The following is a 17479-nucleotide window of genomic DNA, read 5'->3' as shown; positions in this document are numbered from 1 at the left end:
TAGCCATGAAAATCCTTCTGCCAACCCGTAATGGCGAATTGAATCCGTATACGTTGAAGACCTTGGAGGAGAACATCACGCTGGAGTCGAAATGTGAGTTCAATCGCGTGGCATACGCTGCAGCGCATGTCGTGGTTGATCCCGCGCTCGGCTATGAGCCGTGGTCGGACGCGCCGGCGATCGATTGGGACAGGACGCTCGCGTTTCGGACCTATCTGTACGGCCTCGGTTTCAAGGTTGCCGAAGCCATGGACACCGCGCAAAGAGGCATGGGTCTGGGCTGGAAGACGGCATCCGAACTCATTCGCCGAAGCATCGCGCACGCGAGAACGATCCCAGAAGCGGATCTAGCCTGCGGTGCTGGCACCGATCATCTGGACGACCGGCGGCGGCATAGCCTGTCGGATGTGATCCAGGCGTACAAGGAGCAATTCGAAGTCGTGGAAGCGTCCGGTGGCCGGGCCATCATGATGGCAAGTCGTGCATTGTGCGCCGCAGCCCGATCGCCTGATGACTACAAGAAGGTGTATGACGCTGTACTTGCCGAGAGTCGCAACAAGGTCGTGCTTCACTGGCTGGGCGAAGCATTCGACGCTTCGCTCGCAGGATACTGGGGCAGTGGTGACGTTCGCGCCGCAATGGCAACTGTACTCGACATCATCCGCCTGCATTCGGGCAAGATCGAAGGCATCAAGATTTCGTTGCTGAACGCCGAATACGAGTGCGAGCTTCGCGCCCAGTTGCCGGACGGCGTGCGGATGTATACCGGTGACGATTTCAACTACGGCGATCTGATCGCAGGTGACAGCACGGGCATATCGCACGCGTTACTGGGCATATTTGATCCGATTGCACCAGTCGCGGCGAAAGCGCTGGGCCAGTTGGCCAGAAACGATATCGCGGCCTACCACAACACGATGCGACCCACGGTGGCGCTGTCGCGTGAGCTCTTCAGTTCGCCGACACAGTACTACAAGGCGGGGGTTGTCTTCCTCGCGTGGCTGAACGGACATCAGGACCATTTCTCGATGGCCGGCGGCATGGAGTCGGCGCGGTCGGTGCTGCATTTCGCCGAAGTGTTCCGGAAAGCGGACGCCTGTGGCGTGTTGATCAGGCCCGAACTCGCCACGCAGCGAATGAAAGCCTTCTTGCAGGTGCGGGCAGGAATCGTCCAATGAACTGGATCGCAATGGCTGCGGACCGGATTGCGCGGTGAGAGGGTGAGATGCCGAGTAGAGCCTTGAGTTTGAAAGATGAGACATTCGATCAACAGGCGATGCGATCGATGTTGCCTGCTTTCAACGCGGAAGTCGCGCGCAAGCTTGGAGAGATCGTTGTGAATATCGCGTCCCGTCGCAGCCTTCCTGTCGCCGTGAGTGTGGTTCATCCGCGCAGTGCGCTCTTTTATTGCGCGCTGGAAGGAAGCTGTGCAGACAACGGCCAATGGATTCGCCGCAAGGAGAAGAGCCCCTACGAAGCCTTTTTGAAACCGTTTCTTAGTCTCTTGATCTTTCGACCTCTCAATCTCTCGAAGGCGCAGCGCATGCACTCACACGCTGCGCCCAAGCGCATCGTCACAAACGCGGCACCGCCGCAATGCCGATCCTGAAGTTGCCACGCGTATCGTCGGCGGCCTGACCGCGCGCTTCGTAACGTTGCTGCACGACGCCGTTCTTGCCGAAGCCGGGGATCATCGAACGCGGCGAGCCGCGGCGCAGCCACAGACGCAGCAGATGACGACGCCGTTGCGGCTCCGGAAAATCCGTGAAGCGCGTGCGCGAATGCAGCGCCGCGTAGTTCGAGAGCCACTGGATATCGCCGGGCCGGAAATCCATCGCGAGCGACATACCCGGCTCGTACGTGATTGCCTCGAACAGTTCGAGTACCTCCTTCTGTTCAGGCGTGAGCCGCGGCACTTCTGGATAGTCCTGCGCGGTCAGGATATACAGCGATCCCGCGTACATGCTGAACACGCCGTCGACGAAGCTCACGATCGGCGAAACATACGTATTGGCAGGCGAATTGTGGTCCTGGCGGCGCCAGTCCCAATGAAACGGCTCGAGCAGCAAAGGCGCGAGGTCGGGCCGGCGCTTGAGGATTTCGTTGTAGATCTCCGCGCCGGACACGATGCACGAGGCGCCGCCTTCGAGCGCGGGGCGCAGGCACATCAAGGCGACCACATCCGAGCTGTCCGAGTGAAACGGCAGCAGGTCGCGGATCTTGGCGGACAGCGCGTCCGGATCATCGAGCATCTTGTCGGAGGTCGCGTAGACATGATCGAGCAGATCGCCGAGTTCGTTCTGGCGGATCGGGTCGCCCATATGCAGACCGAGTATGTAGTAGATCGACGCCGACATCGCATCGGAATAGAGATGCGTACGCAGCCCGCGCACGAGCACGAAGCCGCGGCCTTCGTCGATGTCGCTGCACCATTCGTCGATGGCGGCGGCGCATGCGTTTAGCGGATAGTCGGACGCCTTGACGAAACGCAGGTCCGGGTCGTCTTCGACGAAGCGCCGGCCGAGCGCCTCCAGTTCCTCGATCTGGTCCTCGTTCAGATAGTAGATCCAGTCCTGCTTGTCGAGGAGCCTGTCGCCGCGCCAGGCGGCGGCGCCGGAGACAGGGGACAGCGCTACGGAAGTCGTCATGATGGTCTTGGGGGAGTGGTGACTAAAAACGTGATCGTCGATCACGAACGTATCATGGCCAAATTGATGCGTGCATTCTTGTCTGCAGGCGTACGGCCTCTTGCCGCTTCAGTTTTTATACGACGATGCGGCGCTCAGGCGCTCAGGCGCTCAGGCGCTTGAGCGCGGGCAGATAGCTGTCGGTGGCAAACGGGCCGAGCATCGAGAGAGCCGCGAGCAGCAACGTGAGCGAGCGGATTTGCATATGGACGACATCGCTCAGCCGTCAGACGGGCTGGTTCGTCGCCGCGAGCATGATCTCGCGGATGCAGACGTTTTGCGGCATTTCATAGGCGAAACGGATCGCCTCGGCCACTTCCTCCGGCTGCAGGATGACGCCGCCGATCGACTCCTTCCACATCTTGAAGCCGGCCTTGATCGCGTCGTTGGTGGTGATCGTCGTATTAGGCAATTCCAGCGAATCGAGGCGCTCGAGCCGGCGCGCGAGCAGCAGCAGCGGATAGCCGAGCTGCGAGAGCAGATGGGCGGTCGCCTCGCCGATCCCGGAACTCGCGCCTGTGATGATGACGAGACTCTTCGACATGTTCTTTCCTTTGAGCGGTGAGCTTTCAGCAATGGCAACGCCAACTGCGGCCTTGCGAGCTTAGGACGAAGCGCCGGCCGATGCTTGTCTGCGCGCGCGTGAACTCTTGCCGAAAACCCGGCTTTTTGACGGGTGAGACGCGAAGTTTTTTGACGGGGTATTAGTCAATTCGCCGCGCGCATTTGGTCAAGATTTGCCGAAATTGCCTGGATAGCGTTGAACGTATCGAATTTCGCTGACTGTAAGGCACGCGGCAGCGGTTCGTTTTGAACAACTCCGTTCCCCTCTATCCAGGATCACGCTAATGAAAAAGTATTTGACGGGCACTGTCATGCTGGTTGCGATGAGCGGCGCGCATGCGCAGAGTTCGGTCACGCTATACGGTCTCATCGATGCCGGCTTCACCTACATCAGCAATCAAGGAGGCGGCCGTCTTTATAAGTTCCAGGACGGCGCCAACTTCGGCAACCGCTTCGGCTTCAAGGGCAGCGAAGATCTCGGCGGCGGTCTGAGGGCCATCTTCACGCTGGAAAACGGCTTCTCGCTCGGCACCGGCCAGTTGGGCAACAACGGCGCGCTGTTCGGCCGGCAGGCCTTCGTCGGCATTGCGAGCCCTTACGGCACGGTGACGATGGGCAACCAGTACGACTTCATCGCCGACTACATCACCCCGTTCAACCTGAACGGCTATGCGAGCGTCTACGCGGGGCACATGGGCGACATCGACCGTATTTCCGGGGTGCAATTGCCGAACTCGGTGAAGTACCAAAGCCCGACCTACCGCGGCTTTAGCTTCGGCGGCATGTGGAGCTTCGGCAACGTGGCGGGCAACTTCAAGCAGAACAGCGCGTGGAGCGTAGGCGCGGGCTACAAGGACGGCGGCTTCAGTACGGCGGCGATCTACGAGCGCCTTTACGACGTCGACATCTATCCGTATGCGCAGTTCGGCGTGTTCAATTTCCTCGGCCAGACGGTCGCGACGCGCAACTCAGACGGCAGCGTGACCGATCTCTTCTACTCGTCGCCGTTTACCGTCGACAGGCAGTCGGAGTTCGGCGTCGGCGCGAGCTACACGCTCAACAGGCTCACGCTGTCGGCCAACTTCACGTCTACCCATCTGCAAAGCACCACCGGCAGCGCGACGATGAACGTCTACGAAGCCGGCGCGATGTATTTCGTGCGGCCCGATATCGCGCTGATCGGCGGCTATCAATACACGACCTGGGATCACACGCACTGGCATCAACCCACGCTGGGCGCGCAGTATTACCTGAGCAAGCGCACGAACTTCTACGTGAACGTGTCGTACCTGCACGCACAGCCGGGCGTCGACGCGAACCAGGGGGCGGGCTTCTATTCGCTGCCGTCGAATTCAAACACGCAATTGACTTCCCGCATCGCCCTGATTCATCAGTTCTGACGCCGTCCGGCCCGCGCGCGAAAGGCAGGAATGCGTGCGCGCGCCGACAAGACAGCGTGGTTTTGTCCTCTTAACCTGATGCCATGCCGTGACAGTTTCACGGCCTTAGCGGCAACGAGGCGCTTCGCGCAAGGAACGGATTTCTCCATGACTACACGCAGAAACTTCATCCAGATGCTGGGCGGTACGTTGGCGGGACTCGCCACGCAGGCCGCCGGCACCCTCGGCGGCCTCGGCGCACTGACGGCGAGCAGCGCCGCTCTCGCCGCGAACGCGCCACTCACCATCGCCTTTCCGACCGACGTGCCGTCATGGGACCCGCTCGTGCGCGTCGCGCCGAATCCCATCTCGATCTACCGCAGTGTCTACGACGCGGCGCTTGACATCGACGCGAAGGGCAAGCTTGGCCCGGGCGTCGTCACCGCGTGGCGCTGGAAGGACACGGCGGGCAAGGTGCTGGAGCTCGACTTTCGCCGCGACGTGCTGTTCCACAACGGCGACAAACTGACCTCCGACGACTTCAAGTTCACGCTGTTCGATCGCCTGCAGGCCGACAAGTCGCTGCAGCTCGGCGGCATCTGGTGGGCGCTCGAAGCCATCGAAACGCCGACGCCCACGCGCGCGGTGATGCACTTCAAGGTGCCGATGGTCACCGCGCCCGCGTTCCTCGGCTACATGGGCAGCTACATCCTGCCGCGCAAGTACTTCGAGCAGGTCGGCGCGACCGGCTTCATCGCGAAGCCGGTGGGCTCGGGGCCGTACCGGCTTGTCGCGTATGAGCGCGATTCGCGCGTGACGCTCGCCGCATTCGACAAGCACTGGCGCGGCGCGCCGAAGATCCGAGATGTCGTGTTCCAGGTGGTGAAGGACCCGACCGCGCGCGTTGCGGCCGTGCAGGCGGCGCAAGCGGATGTCTCCGGGATGCTGCCGTTGCGTGAGGCGGTGCGTCTGTCGCAAGGTGGCACGGACGATAGCAAGATTACGCCTACCATCGATTCGTATCTGATCCATATGATCAACGGCGGCCCGACGCAGGACCGCAATGTCCGCCTCGCGATGCATCACGCGATCGACAAAGAGGCGTTGGTGCACGCGTTCTTCAACAACGTGCCCGCGCCGATGTCGACCCCCGCCGCGCCCGGCACGCCTGCGTTCGATCCGGACTACAAGTTCGCTTTCGACCCCGCGCTGGCGAAAGCGCTGCTGGCGAAGAGCGGCTATTCGACGGACAAGCCCGTGCGCGTGAAATTTCTCGCGACCAACGGCGTGTATCCGAGCGATTACGACATGGCCCGCGCGATCCAGCAGATGTGGAAGAAGGTGGGCATCGAAGCGGAGTTGAGTCCGATCGAAACCGCGCAGTTCTTCTCCCAGGCCGTCGCGGGCACGCTGCCCGGCCCGACCTTGTGGATGTGGCAGAACGGCAGCGGCGACCCGGAACTGTCGGCGGGCTCGTATCTGAATCCGAAGACGGGCTTCTCGGTGTGGCGCAGCGCCGACGTGTCGCCGCATCTCGATCCGCTGCTCGTCGAACTGGATGAAGCGAAGCGCATCGCGGGCTACAAGGAATTCCACCGCTGGGCGGTCGGCGAAGGTTACGCGCTGCCGCTGATGCAGGGTATCGCCACGGCGTCGTATCGCAAGGGCGTGCGGTACACGCCGTTCCTGAGCGGCTGGATGCTGCCCGCTTACTGGAGCGCGTGAGCGCGCGCCGTGGATCCGTCAGAGAAATCAAGAGAATTGGCAATGGTCAACAAACCCTTCAATCCGAAGTTCGACGCCGCTTTCTTTGCCGCGCTGGAGCGCTCCGCCATGCATGTCAGCCAGGCGGAAACGCTGCCGCCTTCGTGCTATACGGACCCCGACTTCTTCGAGTTCGAGAAGGAAGCGCTCTTCAATCACGAATGGCTGTGCGTCGGACGCGAAGACTGGATCAGCAATCCGGGCGACTACTTCACGACCTCGATCGTCGGCGAGCCGCTCGTCATCACGCGTAATGCGAAGCGAGAGATCAAGGCGATGTCGTCGGTGTGCCAGCATCGCGCGATGGTCGTCGCCGAGGGTTTCGGTAATGCGCGCGCGCTGCTGTGCCCGTATCACCACTGGGCCTACTCGCTCGACGGCGAACTGATCGCCGCGCCCGCGATGGACGAAACCGAAGGCTTCGACAAAAAGGACTTCTGCCTGCCGACGATGCAGGTGGAGTGCTGGCAAGGCTTCATCTTCATCAACTTCGATCACGCCGCGCCGCCGCTCGCGCCGCGCCTCACCGCGCTCGACGCCGTGCTCGGCAACTTCGATCTGAAAAGCGCCGAAGGCCCGCGCCCCGAGCGGCCGTTTCACTTTAAGTGGAACTGGAAGGTGATGTTCGAAAACAATAACGACGGCTATCACGCGAACCGTCTGCATCACGGGCCGTTGCACGACTTCGTGCCGAGCGCGCTCGCGACGTTCCCGCCAGAACTGCCGCAGGACACGGCGGGCTATTACCGCTTCAACGGCACACTGCACGTCGACGCCGCGTTCAACCCGACGCAAAAGGCGTTGTTTCCGCGCTTTCCCAAGCTCACGGACGAAGAGCGCAAGCGCATGCTGTTCGCTAATCTCCCGCCGACGCTTTCGCTCGTCGTGACCGTCGATAGTGTGATCTACATGATCCTGCGCGCCGATTCCGCGGGCACGCACTATCTCGATCAGGGCGTGTTGTACGCGCCCGGCACGATGAAGGATCCGCTCTTTGCCAAGCGTGTCGAGATGAGCACGAGCGCAGTGTCGGACATCATTGCGCAAGATCTGCATGTCGACGAGATGGTGCAGGTGGGCCTGCAATCGCGCTATGCCGTGCGCGGGCGCTACTCATGGCAGGAGCGAGCGCAGCAGGAACTCAACGCGTGGCTCGTGCCGCGTTATCGGGCCACGTTCCAGCGCATGAGCGAGACTGCCGCCAGCGCGCAGGGCCGGCTCGCCGCGATCGACGTGGTCGTCGCGGACTGACGACGAGACGCCTATGAGCACGTCCATCGAAGTGAGCACGCCGCGTGAGCGTGGCTCGTTCGCGCAGCATCGAGCGGTGAAGTTCGCGCGGCGAGTCGCACGCCGCGTGGTCATATTGCTGGCGGTGTCCGTCGTGATTTTCGGCGCGCTGCGGCTGTTGCGCTCGGACCCGGCGGCGATGCTGCTGCCGCCGAACGCGAGCGTCGCGCAGATCGCCGAAGTCAGACACACGCTCGGGCTCGATCAGCCGCTTGCCGTACAGTACCTGCACTGGCTCGCGGGCATGCTGAGCGGCGACTTCGGCCGCTCGGTGCAGAACGGGCAGCCGGTCGGCGCGCTGATCGCGAGTGCATTGCCGACGACGCTGCAACTACTCTTTGGCGGTCTGCTGCTCGGCGTCCTCGCAGGCATCGTGAGCGCGGTGTATGCGTTCAGCCGGCGCGATACGCTTGCCGAGCGTCTCTGCGAAATGCTCAACGGCCTGGCGATGGGGGTGCCCGATTTCCTGTGGGGCATCCTGCTCGTCCTATTGTTCGGCATCGCGCTGCGATGGCTGCCGTTCCTCGGGCCGATCGACAATGCGTATGCCGTCGCGCGTCACACGGGCTTCCTGCTCGTCGATACGCTGCTCGACGGTCAGTGGGCCGCGTTCGGCAATGCGCTCCAGCATCTCGTGCTGCCGTGCATGGCGCTCGGCATGGGCATCGCGCCGTCGCTCATGCGCATCCTGCGCTCGAGCCTGCTCGATACCTACGCCGAGGAATACATCCACGCGGCGCGTTTGCGCGGCCTCACCGAAGCACAGATTCTGCGTCAGCACGCGTGGCGCAACGCGGCCCTACCGACGCTGAACATTCTCGCGATGCAAGTGAGTCTCTTGATCGGGGGCACGCTGCTCGTCGAAAAAGTATTCGGTATGCCGGGCATCGGCACGCTGATGATCAACGCGATCGGCGCGCGCGATTTGCCGGTGATCGAAGCGCTGGCGCTCATCTACGCGGTCGTCGTCCAGTGCTCGAACGCCGCCGTCGATGCGCTCGAAGTCCTGCTCAATCCGCGTCTGAGGGTCGCATGAATACACCTTCTGTTTCTCAGCCGGCCGTGCGGCCATCGTCGCTTTCGCGCGCCGCACTGTGGCGCATCGCCCGCGAGCCTCGGGTGCTGTTCGGCGCGACCGTGCTGGCGCTCCTCGTGCTCGCCGCGCTGTTCGCGCCCGCCGTTGCGCCGTTTCGTCCGGACGATCAGGATCTGCTCAGCACCTTGCTGCCGCCCGCTTGGGCGCCGGGGGGTTCGCGCGAGCACCTGTTCGGCACCGATCCGCTCGGCCGCGATGTGCTTAGCCTCGCGCTGTACGGCGCCCGCATCGCGGTGCTGGTGGGCTTTATCGCGCCGCTCGGCACCGCGCTGATCGGCTGCGCGCTCGCGCTTCTTGCGGGCTGGTGCGGCGGCAGAATCGACTGGGCCGTGCTGCGTGTAGTCGAAGTGTGGATGTCGTTCCCGGCGGTGGTGCTTGCGCTCGTGCTGGTGGTCGCGCTGTCGCCGAGCATTGCCAACGTGATCATCGCGCTGATCTTCGTCGACTGGACGCGCTTTTGCCGCGTGCTGCGCGCGGAGGTCGTCGTGATCCGGCGGCGCGACTACGTGGCGGCGGCGCGCATCGCGGGCGCCGGACCGCTCGCGACGATTCTGCGCGACCTGCTGCCCGCGTTGCTGCCGACGCTCATCACACTGATGAGTCTCGAGGTCGGCATCGCGATCGTCGCGGAGTGCAGTCTGTCGTTCGTCGGGCTGTCGGCGGACGCGAGCCAGCCGAGCTGGGGCAGCATGATTTCCGATGGCCTCGCCAACGTGTTCAGCTCACCGTGGGGCCTGATCTTGCCGATCGCCTGCATGGTGCTCTCGGTGCTCGCGACGACCTTCCTCGGCGAAGGCTTGCGGCGCGCGACCGACGCGCGTCTTCTCGAACGCTCGGAGCAACGCCCATGATCGGGCTCTTCAAGACTTCAGCGCGAGCGGCGGCCGTCGCGACCAGCGCGGGCTTCATGGACGATGCGCTGCTCACGCTCGTCGCGCTCAATGTCGAGTGCGACGGCGTCGCGTTGCTGCGCGATATCGCGCTGTCGGTGCGGCGTGCCCGCACGCTGGGGCTCGTCGGCGAATCCGGCGCGGGCAAGAGCATGCTCGGCCGCGTGCTCGCGCGCAGCCTGCCGCGCGGGTTCGAATTAAACGCGCAGACGCTGCGTTTCGCGGGCATCGATCTGCTCGGCGCGAGCGCGTCGCAACAGCGTGCGCTGCTCGGCAAGCGCATCGCCTACATTCCGCAGGAGCCGATGAGCGCGCTCGATCCGACGCTGGCCATCGGCAAGCAGTTCGCGCTGCATCTCGCAAGGCTCGGCGTCGCAGGGCGCGAGCGCCGTCAGCGCAGCATCGACGCGCTCGCGGAAGTGCTGCTGCCCGCCCCGGCGAGTTTGCTCGCGCGCTATCCGTTCGAGCTGTCGGGCGGCATGTGCCAGCGCGTGTGCATCGCGATGGCATTCGCGAGCAATCCGGACCTCGTCATCTCCGACGAAGCCACCACCGCGCTCGACTCGACCACGCAACGCCACGTCGTCGAATTGATGCGCGAGATGCAGGCGCGGCGCGGCACCAGCGTGATTTTCGTCACGCACGACATCGGCCTCGCGCTGCACGCGTGCGACGACATTGCCGTTCTGTATGCGGGCGATCTGGTCGAATCGGGTCCGGCGCGGGAGGTGGTTGCGTCTCCCCGCCATCCGTATACGCGAGCGCTGTTGCGCGCCAATCCGTTGCTCAAGGGCGAACGCGTGCGCGTGGAGCCGCTGAACGGCCACATGCCGGGTTTCGAGGAGCTGCCGGCGTTGCGCGGCTGCCGCTTCGCCGCGCGCTGTGCCGCTGTCACGCCCGCCTGTGAGAGCGCGCCGATCCCTTTGCGTGACGACACCCGCGCCGGCGAAGCGCACGCCGTGCGCTGTCTACGCGCCGGTGCATTGCCTGATGATCCCCCACGCGCGCCGCTCGCCGCGCGCACGGTGATGGCGAGCGCGCCGTTCCTCGAATTGCGCGGCGTCGGCAAGCGCTACGAGAAGTCGTCGGTGGCCGCATTGCGGCCGCTCGATCTGAGCGTCGCGCCGGGCGAATTCATTGGCGTGGTCGGCGAAAGCGGCAGCGGCAAGAGCACGCTCGGGCGCCTCGTGATGGGGCTCGACACGCCGAGCGAAGGACGGATTCTGCTCGACGGCATGCCGCTCGACGCGAGCCGCGCGATGTGGCGCAAGCGCATCGAGGCGATCCAGATGATCTTTCAGGACGCGCGCGCCGCGCTCAATCCGCGCCGGCGGCTCGCGAGCATCGTCACGCAGCCGATGGAGAGCCGTCCGCATCTATACGTGGACCGCGCGCGCCGCGCGCTCGATCTGCTCGACGAAGTCGGGCTCGCGCAGAGCTATGCCGCTCGGTTTCCGTCGCAACTATCGGGCGGGCAGCGACAGCGCGTGAACATCGCGCGCGCGTTGTGCGAAGTGCCGCGTCTCCTGGTTGCCGATGAAATCGTGTCGGGGCTCGACGTTTCCGTGCAGGCCCAGATCATGGAGCTGCTGCTCGCGCTGCGCGAGTCGCACAAGATCGCGCTGATGCTGATCTCGCACGACCTCGCCGTCGTCCGCTACCTGTGCTCGCGCGTGATCGTGATGCAGCGCGGCGTCGTGGTCGAGGCCGGGCCGACCGAATCCGTGCTCGCGAATCCGCAGCATCCATATACCCGCAGCCTGATCGACGCGGCGCCGCACGTCGCGCAGGCTGCTTCACTTTTCCGGCTCGAACGCCTAAACGTATAAGCGCATAACGACCATGTCCCTGAACCCGACCCGCATGCCCGTGATGTTCTTCGGCCACGGCAGCCCGATGAATGCGCTTGACGACAATCGCGCCACCCGCGCGTGGGCGTCGATGGGCACCGCTGCCGGTACGCCGCGCGCGATCCTGATGATTTCCGCGCACTGGCTCACCCACGGCACGGCCGTCACCGCGATGCCGCAACCGCGCACGATCCACGATTTCGGCGCGTTTCCGCCCGCGCTGTTCGCGCAGCGCTATCCCGCGCCCGGCGATCCCGAACTGGCGCAGCGCATCGTGAAGTTGCTCGCGCCGCTGCCGGTGGCGCTCGACGAGCACTGGGGTCTGGACCACGGCGCGTGGTCCGTGCTGCTCAAGGCGTTTCCCGCTGCGCAAATTCCGGTCGTGCAACTGAGCATGGACCGCAATCGCGATGCGCGTTACCACTACGAACTGGGCCGCGCGCTGCGGCCGCTGCGCGACGAGGGCGTGCTGATCGCGGCGAGCGGCAACATCGTGCACAACCTGTCGGCGATGGACTGGGGCACGCCCAACTCGGGCTACGGCTGGGCGCAGACGTTTCACGATCACATCGCGAGCGCGATTGCCGAAGATCGGCCGGCCGACGTGATCGACTACGAGCGCATGGGCGCGCCCGCGTTGCGCTCGGTGCCGACGCCCGATCACTACTGGCCGGTGCTGTACGCGCTCGGCGCACGTCACGCGGGGGACGCCGTGAGCTTCGCCAGCAACTTCCTCGAATACGGCTCGCTCGGCATGCTGAGCTTCACGCTCGGAGAGTCGGTCGACGCACGTATGCGGGGGGCCGCATGAACCTGCGCGAGGCACCGCATCTGCAGGTCGAGACGCGCCTGAAGCTGCGCGTCGTGGGCCGCGCGAAGGTCGCGCGCAACGTCGTCGCGTTCGAGTTCGAAGCGGCCGACTATCTGCCGCTGCCGGCCTTCGAGGCGGGCGCGCACCTCGAGATCGACTGCGACGGCCTCGCGCGGCAATACTCGCTGTGCAGCGATCCCGCCGACGCGATGCGCTATCGCGTCGCCGTCCAGCACGACGAGGAGGGCCGGGGCGGCTCGCGTTTCATGTGCGAACGGGTGCAGGTCGGCGACGCGCTCGACGCGCTCGGCCCTCGCAATCACTTCCCGATGACAATGTCGCCGCTGCCGCCTTTGCTGATTTCGGGGGGCATCGGCATCACGCCGATGCTGTCCATGGCGTGGTCGCTGCACGCTGCGGGCGCGCGCTTCGCGCTGCACGATTTCGCGGCCACGCCCGAGCGCCAGGCCTTCGTCGACGAGATCGCGCGGGCGCCGTGGAGCGCCAATGTCACGCGTCACCTCGGGCGTTGCGACGACTTCGCGACGCTGATCGGCCGCTTCGAAGCGGGACGGCATCTGTACGTCTGCGGACCGTTCGCGATGATCGATGCCGTGCTCGACACGGCGCGCGCGCTCGGCTGGTCCGACGATCATCTGCACTGCGAACGCTTCGCCGCTCCGTCCTCAACGGGGCGCGAAGCGCCTGCACGAGCCGGCCTTCCGTTCGACGTGGAACTCGCGTCGACCGGACGACGCGTGAGCGTTGCGGTAGGACAGAGCGTGTGCGCCGCGCTCGCGGACGCCGGCGTGCATGTGCCAATGTCTTGCGAGCAGGGCGTGTGCGGCTCGTGCATTACGCGCGTGCTCGACGGCGTGCCCGATCATCGTGACTGGATATTGAGCACAGAAGAGCAGGCCTCCGGCAAGGTGTTCACGCCGTGCTGCTCGCGCTCGAAGACTCCGCTTCTCGTACTCGACCTCTAACTTTCGACGAGCAATTCCATGGCATTGATTCCGACCGAAGGCGCAGCGCGTGTCCATATTGAACCCAGCGCGCTGCACACCTTGCGTGCGACGCGCGAGAACGTCCACTGGGGTTATTTCGACGCATCGCTCGCGCCCGCATTGACAGTGCGAAGCGGCGATCTCGTGTATGCCGAAGCGCTCACGCATCACGCGGGCGACGCGCCCGATCTGATGATGGACGACGCGATGCGCGCACTCTGGCGGGCTATTCCCGAACACGACCGCAATCCGGGCGTGCACATCATGACCGGCCCGATTCATGTCGAAGGCGCGCACCCGGGCGACATGCTCGAAGTGCGCTTTCTGCATATGACGCCGCGCTGCCGCTACGGCTCGAACCTCGCGGCGAATTGGGGCTATCTCTACAAGGAGATGGGCGAGAAAGAGCGCGTGACCATCTATGAACTCGACGAAGGCGCGAACCATGCGTCCGCCTTGTACGCCTACGATTTCAAGGGCAAGTATCTGACTCCCGGCACCATCACCGATTGCCCGGTTTGCGACCGTCAGCCGGCGCTCGACGGCGTGCGCATTCCCGCGCGCCCGCATCTGGGCACGGCCGGCGTCGCACCCGCCGTCGACGGCCGGATGAGCACGATTCCGCCCGGACGCCACGGCGGCAATATCGACAACTGGCGCATCGGCGCCGGCGCGACGATGTATTACCCGGTGCAGGTGGCGGGCGCGTTGTTCTCGATCGGCGATCCGCACGTCTCGCAGGGCGATGGCGAGATCAGCGGCACGGCCATCGAGTCGTCGCTGAACGTGACGATGCAGATCGTTGTGCGCAAGGACTTTTCGTTTCCGACGCCGCTGCTGGAAACCGCCGACAGCTGGATCGTGCACGGCTTCGATCCGCAGCTCGAGAGCGCGTTGCGCAACGCGTCGCTCGATACGATGCTGCTGCTCGAAGAACATGTTGGGCTGTCGCGCAACGACGCGTATTCGCTGATGAGCGTGGCGGGCGATGTCGGCATCACTCAGGTCGTCGATTCGACGCTCGGCGCGCACGTGCGGCTGCCGCGCGGTATCTTCCCGAAGCTTGGCAAGAAGTGAACCGACTGCGCGAGATCGAATCGTTCGTGAGCGTCGTCGATGCGGGCGGTTTCGCCGCGGCGGCGGACGCGAGCGGCGTGTCGCGCGCGCTGATGTCACGGACCATTCAGGGCCTCGAAGCCCGCCTCGGCGCGCGACTCCTGCATCGGACCACGCGCAAGGTCGCGTTGACCGCGGCGGGCGAGGCCTACTATCGCTCGTGCCGCGACATCCTTGAGCAGCTCGATACCGCCGAGCGGGCCGCGCAGGACGAGCGCAGCCGCGCGTCGGGCGAGCTGCGCATCAGCGCGCCGGTCAGTTTCGGCATCGCCCATCTCGCACCGTTGTGGGCCGGGCTGTTGCTGCGCGCGCCCGAGGTACGGCCTGTCATTGCGCTGTCCGACGCGCTGGTCGATATAGTCGCCGAAGGATTCGATCTGGCCATTCGCATCGCCCGGCCGGTGGCATCGTCGCTCGTGCATCGCCGGCTGGCGAGCACGCCGCTCGTGATGTGCGCGTCGCCTTCGTATCTGGAACGGCATGGCGTCCCCGGCACGCCGGCTGATCTGTCGGCGCATCAGTCGGTCGCATATGGCTACTTCAGCGAGCGGCACGAATGGCGCATGCGCGAGCGCGCGACGGGGCGCGAGCATACCGGCCGGCCGCGTCCGGTGATGAGCGCCAACAACGGCGAGACCTGCGTCGCCGCCGCCGAAGCGGGCGTCGGGCTGGTGCTGCAACCTGCGTTTCTCGTTATGGACAGCGTTGCGCGCGGGCGCCTCGTGCCGGTTCTCGACGAATTCACGCCGCCGCCCATCGGCATCTATGCCGTCTATCCCAGCCGGGTGCAATTGCCCGCGAAGACGCGTGTGACGGTGGATTACCTCGCCGAGCAATGGCGCGATGCGCCGTGGACCGCTGCGCCTGCGCGCGATTGATCACGACGGTGCAGCGTGCACAAACAAGAGTCAGACGGATCGTTCGCGGGGCAGGAATCGCGGCAAACGGGCCTGCTTATCATTCATCTGACATGGTGCGGCAATTGCATACGTTGACGAAGATCAATGAATGTCGGAGAGCAGCGTATGTCGCTAAAGTCCTGGCACTTTTCCACGCAGGCGATCTCGACCGAAGAGCGTCCTCAGGTCTGGCGTGACGCGATGAACGCGGCGTGTCTGCCACACGACGCCGCGCCGATCAATGAGGGCTTCGAGGGAGACGTGGTTGGCATCGTCTCGCCGACGGGCATCGAGTTCTCGCGCGTGCGGGCCACGCCGCTGACCATCTCTGGCAGCTTTCGCAATCAGCAGGCGGCGCTGTGGCTCGCGTTGCTGCTCGAAGGGCGCTCGATGTTTCTCGGTTCCAACGAGCGGGTGCCCGTCGCACGCGGAGACATGCTCTACGGACCGTGCGGCACGGATTCGACGCTGGAGTTGCGCGCGGATTTTCGCCTGCTTTACGTACGCGTGCCGACCACCTTACTGCACCCTGGGCTCGTCGATCCGCGCCGACTTACCTGCGGCGTGCTGCCGGGCGACTCGAGCCTGACGCGCGTGCTGGCGGCGATGCTGCGGGCCGTCGGCGACGAGCTGGAGGGCCTGGACGCCGAGGACATTCACCCAATCGAGGTGGCGCTGTCGGAGTTTCTGGTCGCGAGTCTCGCGAACCATCACGCGGTGCACACGCTCGGTGACCGCAAGCGCTCGGAGCATTTTCTGCGCATCTGTCAGTCGATAGATCAGCAGCTCGGCGATGTGGAACTGTCGCTGAACACGATCACGGAGCAGCAGCGCGTTTCCTCGCGCTACGTTCAGAAGCTCTTCGAGGATGCGGGCATGAGCTTTACGGGCTATGTGCGCGACCGGCGGCTCGAGCGTTGCCGGCAGGAGTTGATGAGCCCGGCGCATCGGGGCCTGTCGGTGTCGGAGATCTGCTTTCGCTGGGGTTTCAACGATGCCGCGCATTTCAGCCGCAGCTTTCGCGCGAAGTTCGATATGACGCCGCGTAGTTGCCGCAAGGAGAGCGGAGTGAGCGGTGACGTGTGAGGCGTGAAGCGTGAGCCCTCGGGCGTGAGACCGACGGCCTGACAAAAATGCAAACACCGCCTCTGCCGGTCAGGCAGAGGCGGTCTGCATCGTCAGACCAAGTGGCTGGATCAGCGTTTGATCCACGTCGGCGAGATCTGCACACCGAGACCTGCCCCATAGCCAAGATAGATGTTCAGTCCGGCGACGGCTTCGAGATAACGCGCGTTCTTGAGGCCACCTGCATCGACGCTCGAAAAGCCCATGGACTCGGCCACGGCGGCGACTTTCTGCTTTGCGTCCGGTATGTCGCTCGCGACGAACACCGAAGCCGGCTGCGACGGGAACGCCGCGCCGCCGTCGAGCACTTGCGCGAACAGCGTGTTGAACGCCTTGACGACCGACGCGCCGGTCAGCTTCGCGATTTCCTCGGCGGCCGACGTGGTGTGACCGATGGTGAGGCCCATGTAGTCGTCGGTCAGCGGGTTCGTCACATCGACCAGCACCTTGCCTTCGAGCGATCCCAGTTCGGCGAGCGCGGCGGCGGCATTGCCGTACGGCACGGCGAGCACGACGAGTTCGGCCTCTTTCGCGGCACCAGCCAGCGACGCGCTTTTGGCGCCATATTGCGCGGCCACTTTTTCTGCGCCTTCGGGCTTGCGGCCGGTGACTTCAACCTGGTGACCGGCAGCGCTCAACTGCTTGACCATCGCCGCGCCGACATTCCCATATCCGACTACCGTGATTTGCATTTCGCTTCTCCTTGTTGAGTTTCGTTGGAGAAGAATTTACGTGAGGTGTCCAATACGATAAATGCCGAGGATGTTGACAATGTGTTGACCGGTGAGTCGTTTGGCCGGATGGCGGCGGCGCGTGTCTGAGCGCGGCCATGTGTGGGTGTGGATCACGCTGGTTGAAGCAAGCGGCTGCGCCGTGCACAGCCTCCGTGAATCAGTGCACCGAAACAACTGCGAAACGGTCCACGATGAAGCGCGCCTGGCTCTGCGCCGCACGACTTGTGCCGTCAGGAAATAGTCGTCGATAGTCGCAAAGCCTTTCCG

At 64.4% G+C, this 17479-nt stretch carries 16 protein-coding genes; 13 read left to right on the top strand and 3 right to left on the bottom strand.

Features of this window, described 5'->3' with window-relative positions:
- The first annotated feature begins 5 nt into the window (after positions 1 to 5).
- On the top strand, positions 6 to 1178 hold the full coding sequence (locus tag OKW44_RS10625) for a dihydrodipicolinate synthase family protein (RefSeq protein ID WP_018424423.1): 1173 nt from the start codon (positions 6 to 8) through the stop codon (positions 1176 to 1178).
- 62 nt (positions 1179 to 1240) lie between these two features.
- A complete protein-coding gene (locus OKW44_RS10620) occupies positions 1241 to 1609 on the top strand; it encodes a heme-binding protein (RefSeq protein WP_026226521.1) in 369 nt (122 codons plus the stop codon).
- Here the strand turns inward: OKW44_RS10620 and OKW44_RS10615 are convergent.
- Both OKW44_RS10615 and OKW44_RS10610 read right to left on the bottom strand, forming a co-directional pair.
- The gene (locus tag OKW44_RS10615) at positions 1575 to 2648 is read right to left on the bottom strand and encodes a TauD/TfdA family dioxygenase (protein ID WP_018424424.1); all 1074 of its coding nucleotides are present in this window, start codon (positions 2646 to 2648) and stop codon (positions 1575 to 1577) included. The genes OKW44_RS10620 and OKW44_RS10615 overlap by 35 nt on opposite strands.
- Positions 2649 to 2913: 265 nt before the next feature.
- Positions 2914 to 3231, bottom strand: coding sequence for an SDR family NAD(P)-dependent oxidoreductase (locus tag OKW44_RS10610; protein ID WP_018424426.1), 318 nt, complete (start codon positions 3229 to 3231; stop codon positions 2914 to 2916).
- Between the two features lie 304 nt (positions 3232 to 3535).
- On the opposite strand from OKW44_RS10610, the gene OKW44_RS10605 reads away from it, so the two are divergent.
- The 11 genes from OKW44_RS10605 to OKW44_RS10555 all read left to right on the top strand — a co-directional run bounded on the left by OKW44_RS10605 (position 3536) and on the right by OKW44_RS10555 (position 16439).
- The gene (locus tag OKW44_RS10605) at positions 3536 to 4651 is read left to right on the top strand and encodes a porin (protein WP_018424427.1); all 1116 of its coding nucleotides are present in this window, start codon (positions 3536 to 3538) and stop codon (positions 4649 to 4651) included.
- A gap of 147 nt (positions 4652 to 4798) precedes the next feature.
- Entirely contained in the window at positions 4799 to 6355 is a 1557-nt protein-coding gene (locus OKW44_RS10600) for an ABC transporter substrate-binding protein (RefSeq protein WP_162634097.1), read from the top strand.
- Between the two features lie 42 nt (positions 6356 to 6397).
- Positions 6398 to 7645 (top strand): aromatic ring-hydroxylating oxygenase subunit alpha, encoded by a 1248-nt coding sequence (locus OKW44_RS10595; RefSeq protein ID WP_018424429.1) that lies wholly within the window; start codon positions 6398 to 6400, stop codon positions 7643 to 7645.
- 13 nt (positions 7646 to 7658) lie between these two features.
- Positions 7659 to 8720, top strand: a complete 1062-nt coding sequence (locus OKW44_RS10590) for an ABC transporter permease (protein ID WP_018424430.1) — start codon at positions 7659 to 7661, stop codon at positions 8718 to 8720.
- A complete protein-coding gene (locus OKW44_RS10585) occupies positions 8717 to 9631 on the top strand; it encodes an ABC transporter permease (RefSeq protein WP_026226523.1) in 915 nt (304 codons plus the stop codon). The genes OKW44_RS10590 and OKW44_RS10585 overlap by 4 nt, the downstream gene beginning before the upstream one ends.
- Positions 9628 to 11499 (top strand): dipeptide ABC transporter ATP-binding protein, encoded by a 1872-nt coding sequence (locus tag OKW44_RS10580; RefSeq protein ID WP_018424432.1) that lies wholly within the window; start codon positions 9628 to 9630, stop codon positions 11497 to 11499. The genes OKW44_RS10585 and OKW44_RS10580 overlap by 4 nt, the downstream gene beginning before the upstream one ends.
- 13 nt (positions 11500 to 11512) lie before the next feature.
- Positions 11513 to 12331, top strand: a complete 819-nt coding sequence (gene ygiD, locus OKW44_RS10575) for a 4,5-DOPA-extradiol-dioxygenase (RefSeq protein WP_035471801.1) — start codon at positions 11513 to 11515, stop codon at positions 12329 to 12331.
- Positions 12328 to 13317 (top strand): PDR/VanB family oxidoreductase, encoded by a 990-nt coding sequence (locus OKW44_RS10570; protein WP_018424434.1) that lies wholly within the window; start codon positions 12328 to 12330, stop codon positions 13315 to 13317. The genes ygiD and OKW44_RS10570 overlap by 4 nt, the downstream gene beginning before the upstream one ends.
- 18 nt (positions 13318 to 13335) lie before the next feature.
- Positions 13336 to 14415, top strand: coding sequence for an acetamidase/formamidase family protein (locus OKW44_RS10565; protein ID WP_018424435.1), 1080 nt, complete (start codon positions 13336 to 13338; stop codon positions 14413 to 14415).
- A complete protein-coding gene (locus OKW44_RS10560; protein WP_018424436.1) occupies positions 14412 to 15332 on the top strand; it encodes a LysR family transcriptional regulator in 921 nt (306 codons plus the stop codon). The genes OKW44_RS10565 and OKW44_RS10560 overlap by 4 nt, the downstream gene beginning before the upstream one ends.
- A 147-nt stretch (positions 15333 to 15479) precedes the next feature.
- On the top strand, positions 15480 to 16439 hold the full coding sequence (locus OKW44_RS10555; RefSeq protein WP_018424437.1) for a helix-turn-helix domain-containing protein: 960 nt from the start codon (positions 15480 to 15482) through the stop codon (positions 16437 to 16439).
- 110 nt (positions 16440 to 16549) lie between these two features.
- Here OKW44_RS10555 and OKW44_RS10550 read toward each other — a convergent pair whose 3' ends face one another.
- On the bottom strand, positions 16550 to 17206 hold the full coding sequence (locus OKW44_RS10550) for an NADPH-dependent F420 reductase (RefSeq protein WP_275426110.1): 657 nt from the start codon (positions 17204 to 17206) through the stop codon (positions 16550 to 16552).
- Positions 17207 to 17479: the final 273 nt, after the last annotated feature.

It is taken from the genome of Paraburkholderia lebeckiae, from assembly GCF_050436325.1.
GTDB classification, from domain to species: domain Bacteria; phylum Pseudomonadota; class Gammaproteobacteria; order Burkholderiales; family Burkholderiaceae; genus Paraburkholderia; species Paraburkholderia tuberum.
The sequence above is the reverse complement of the archived record's forward strand: the minus strand, read 5'-3'. Positions and strand labels throughout refer to the sequence as shown.

Coding starts and splice junctions, on each gene's coding strand:
- OKW44_RS10570 (WP_018424434.1), top strand. CDS start 12,328: ATGAACCTGCGCGAGGCACCGCATCTGCAGGTCGAGACGCGCCTGAAG.
- OKW44_RS10600 (WP_162634097.1), top strand. CDS start 4,799: ATGACTACACGCAGAAACTTCATCCAGATGCTGGGCGGTACGTTGGCG.
- OKW44_RS10580 (WP_018424432.1), top strand. CDS start 9,628: ATGATCGGGCTCTTCAAGACTTCAGCGCGAGCGGCGGCCGTCGCGACC.
- OKW44_RS10565 (WP_018424435.1), top strand. CDS start 13,336: ATGGCATTGATTCCGACCGAAGGCGCAGCGCGTGTCCATATTGAACCC.
- OKW44_RS10615 (WP_018424424.1), bottom strand. CDS start 2,648: ATGACGACTTCCGTAGCGCTGTCCCCTGTCTCCGGCGCCGCCGCCTGG.
- OKW44_RS10595 (WP_018424429.1), top strand. CDS start 6,398: ATGGTCAACAAACCCTTCAATCCGAAGTTCGACGCCGCTTTCTTTGCC.
- OKW44_RS10605 (WP_018424427.1), top strand. CDS start 3,536: ATGAAAAAGTATTTGACGGGCACTGTCATGCTGGTTGCGATGAGCGGC.
- OKW44_RS10590 (WP_018424430.1), top strand. CDS start 7,659: ATGAGCACGTCCATCGAAGTGAGCACGCCGCGTGAGCGTGGCTCGTTC.
- ygiD (WP_035471801.1), top strand. CDS start 11,513: ATGTCCCTGAACCCGACCCGCATGCCCGTGATGTTCTTCGGCCACGGC.
- OKW44_RS10585 (WP_026226523.1), top strand. CDS start 8,717: ATGAATACACCTTCTGTTTCTCAGCCGGCCGTGCGGCCATCGTCGCTT.
- OKW44_RS10555 (WP_018424437.1), top strand. CDS start 15,480: ATGTCGCTAAAGTCCTGGCACTTTTCCACGCAGGCGATCTCGACCGAA.
- OKW44_RS10625 (WP_018424423.1), top strand. CDS start 6: ATGAAAATCCTTCTGCCAACCCGTAATGGCGAATTGAATCCGTATACG.
- OKW44_RS10610 (WP_018424426.1), bottom strand. CDS start 3,231: ATGTCGAAGAGTCTCGTCATCATCACAGGCGCGAGTTCCGGGATCGGC.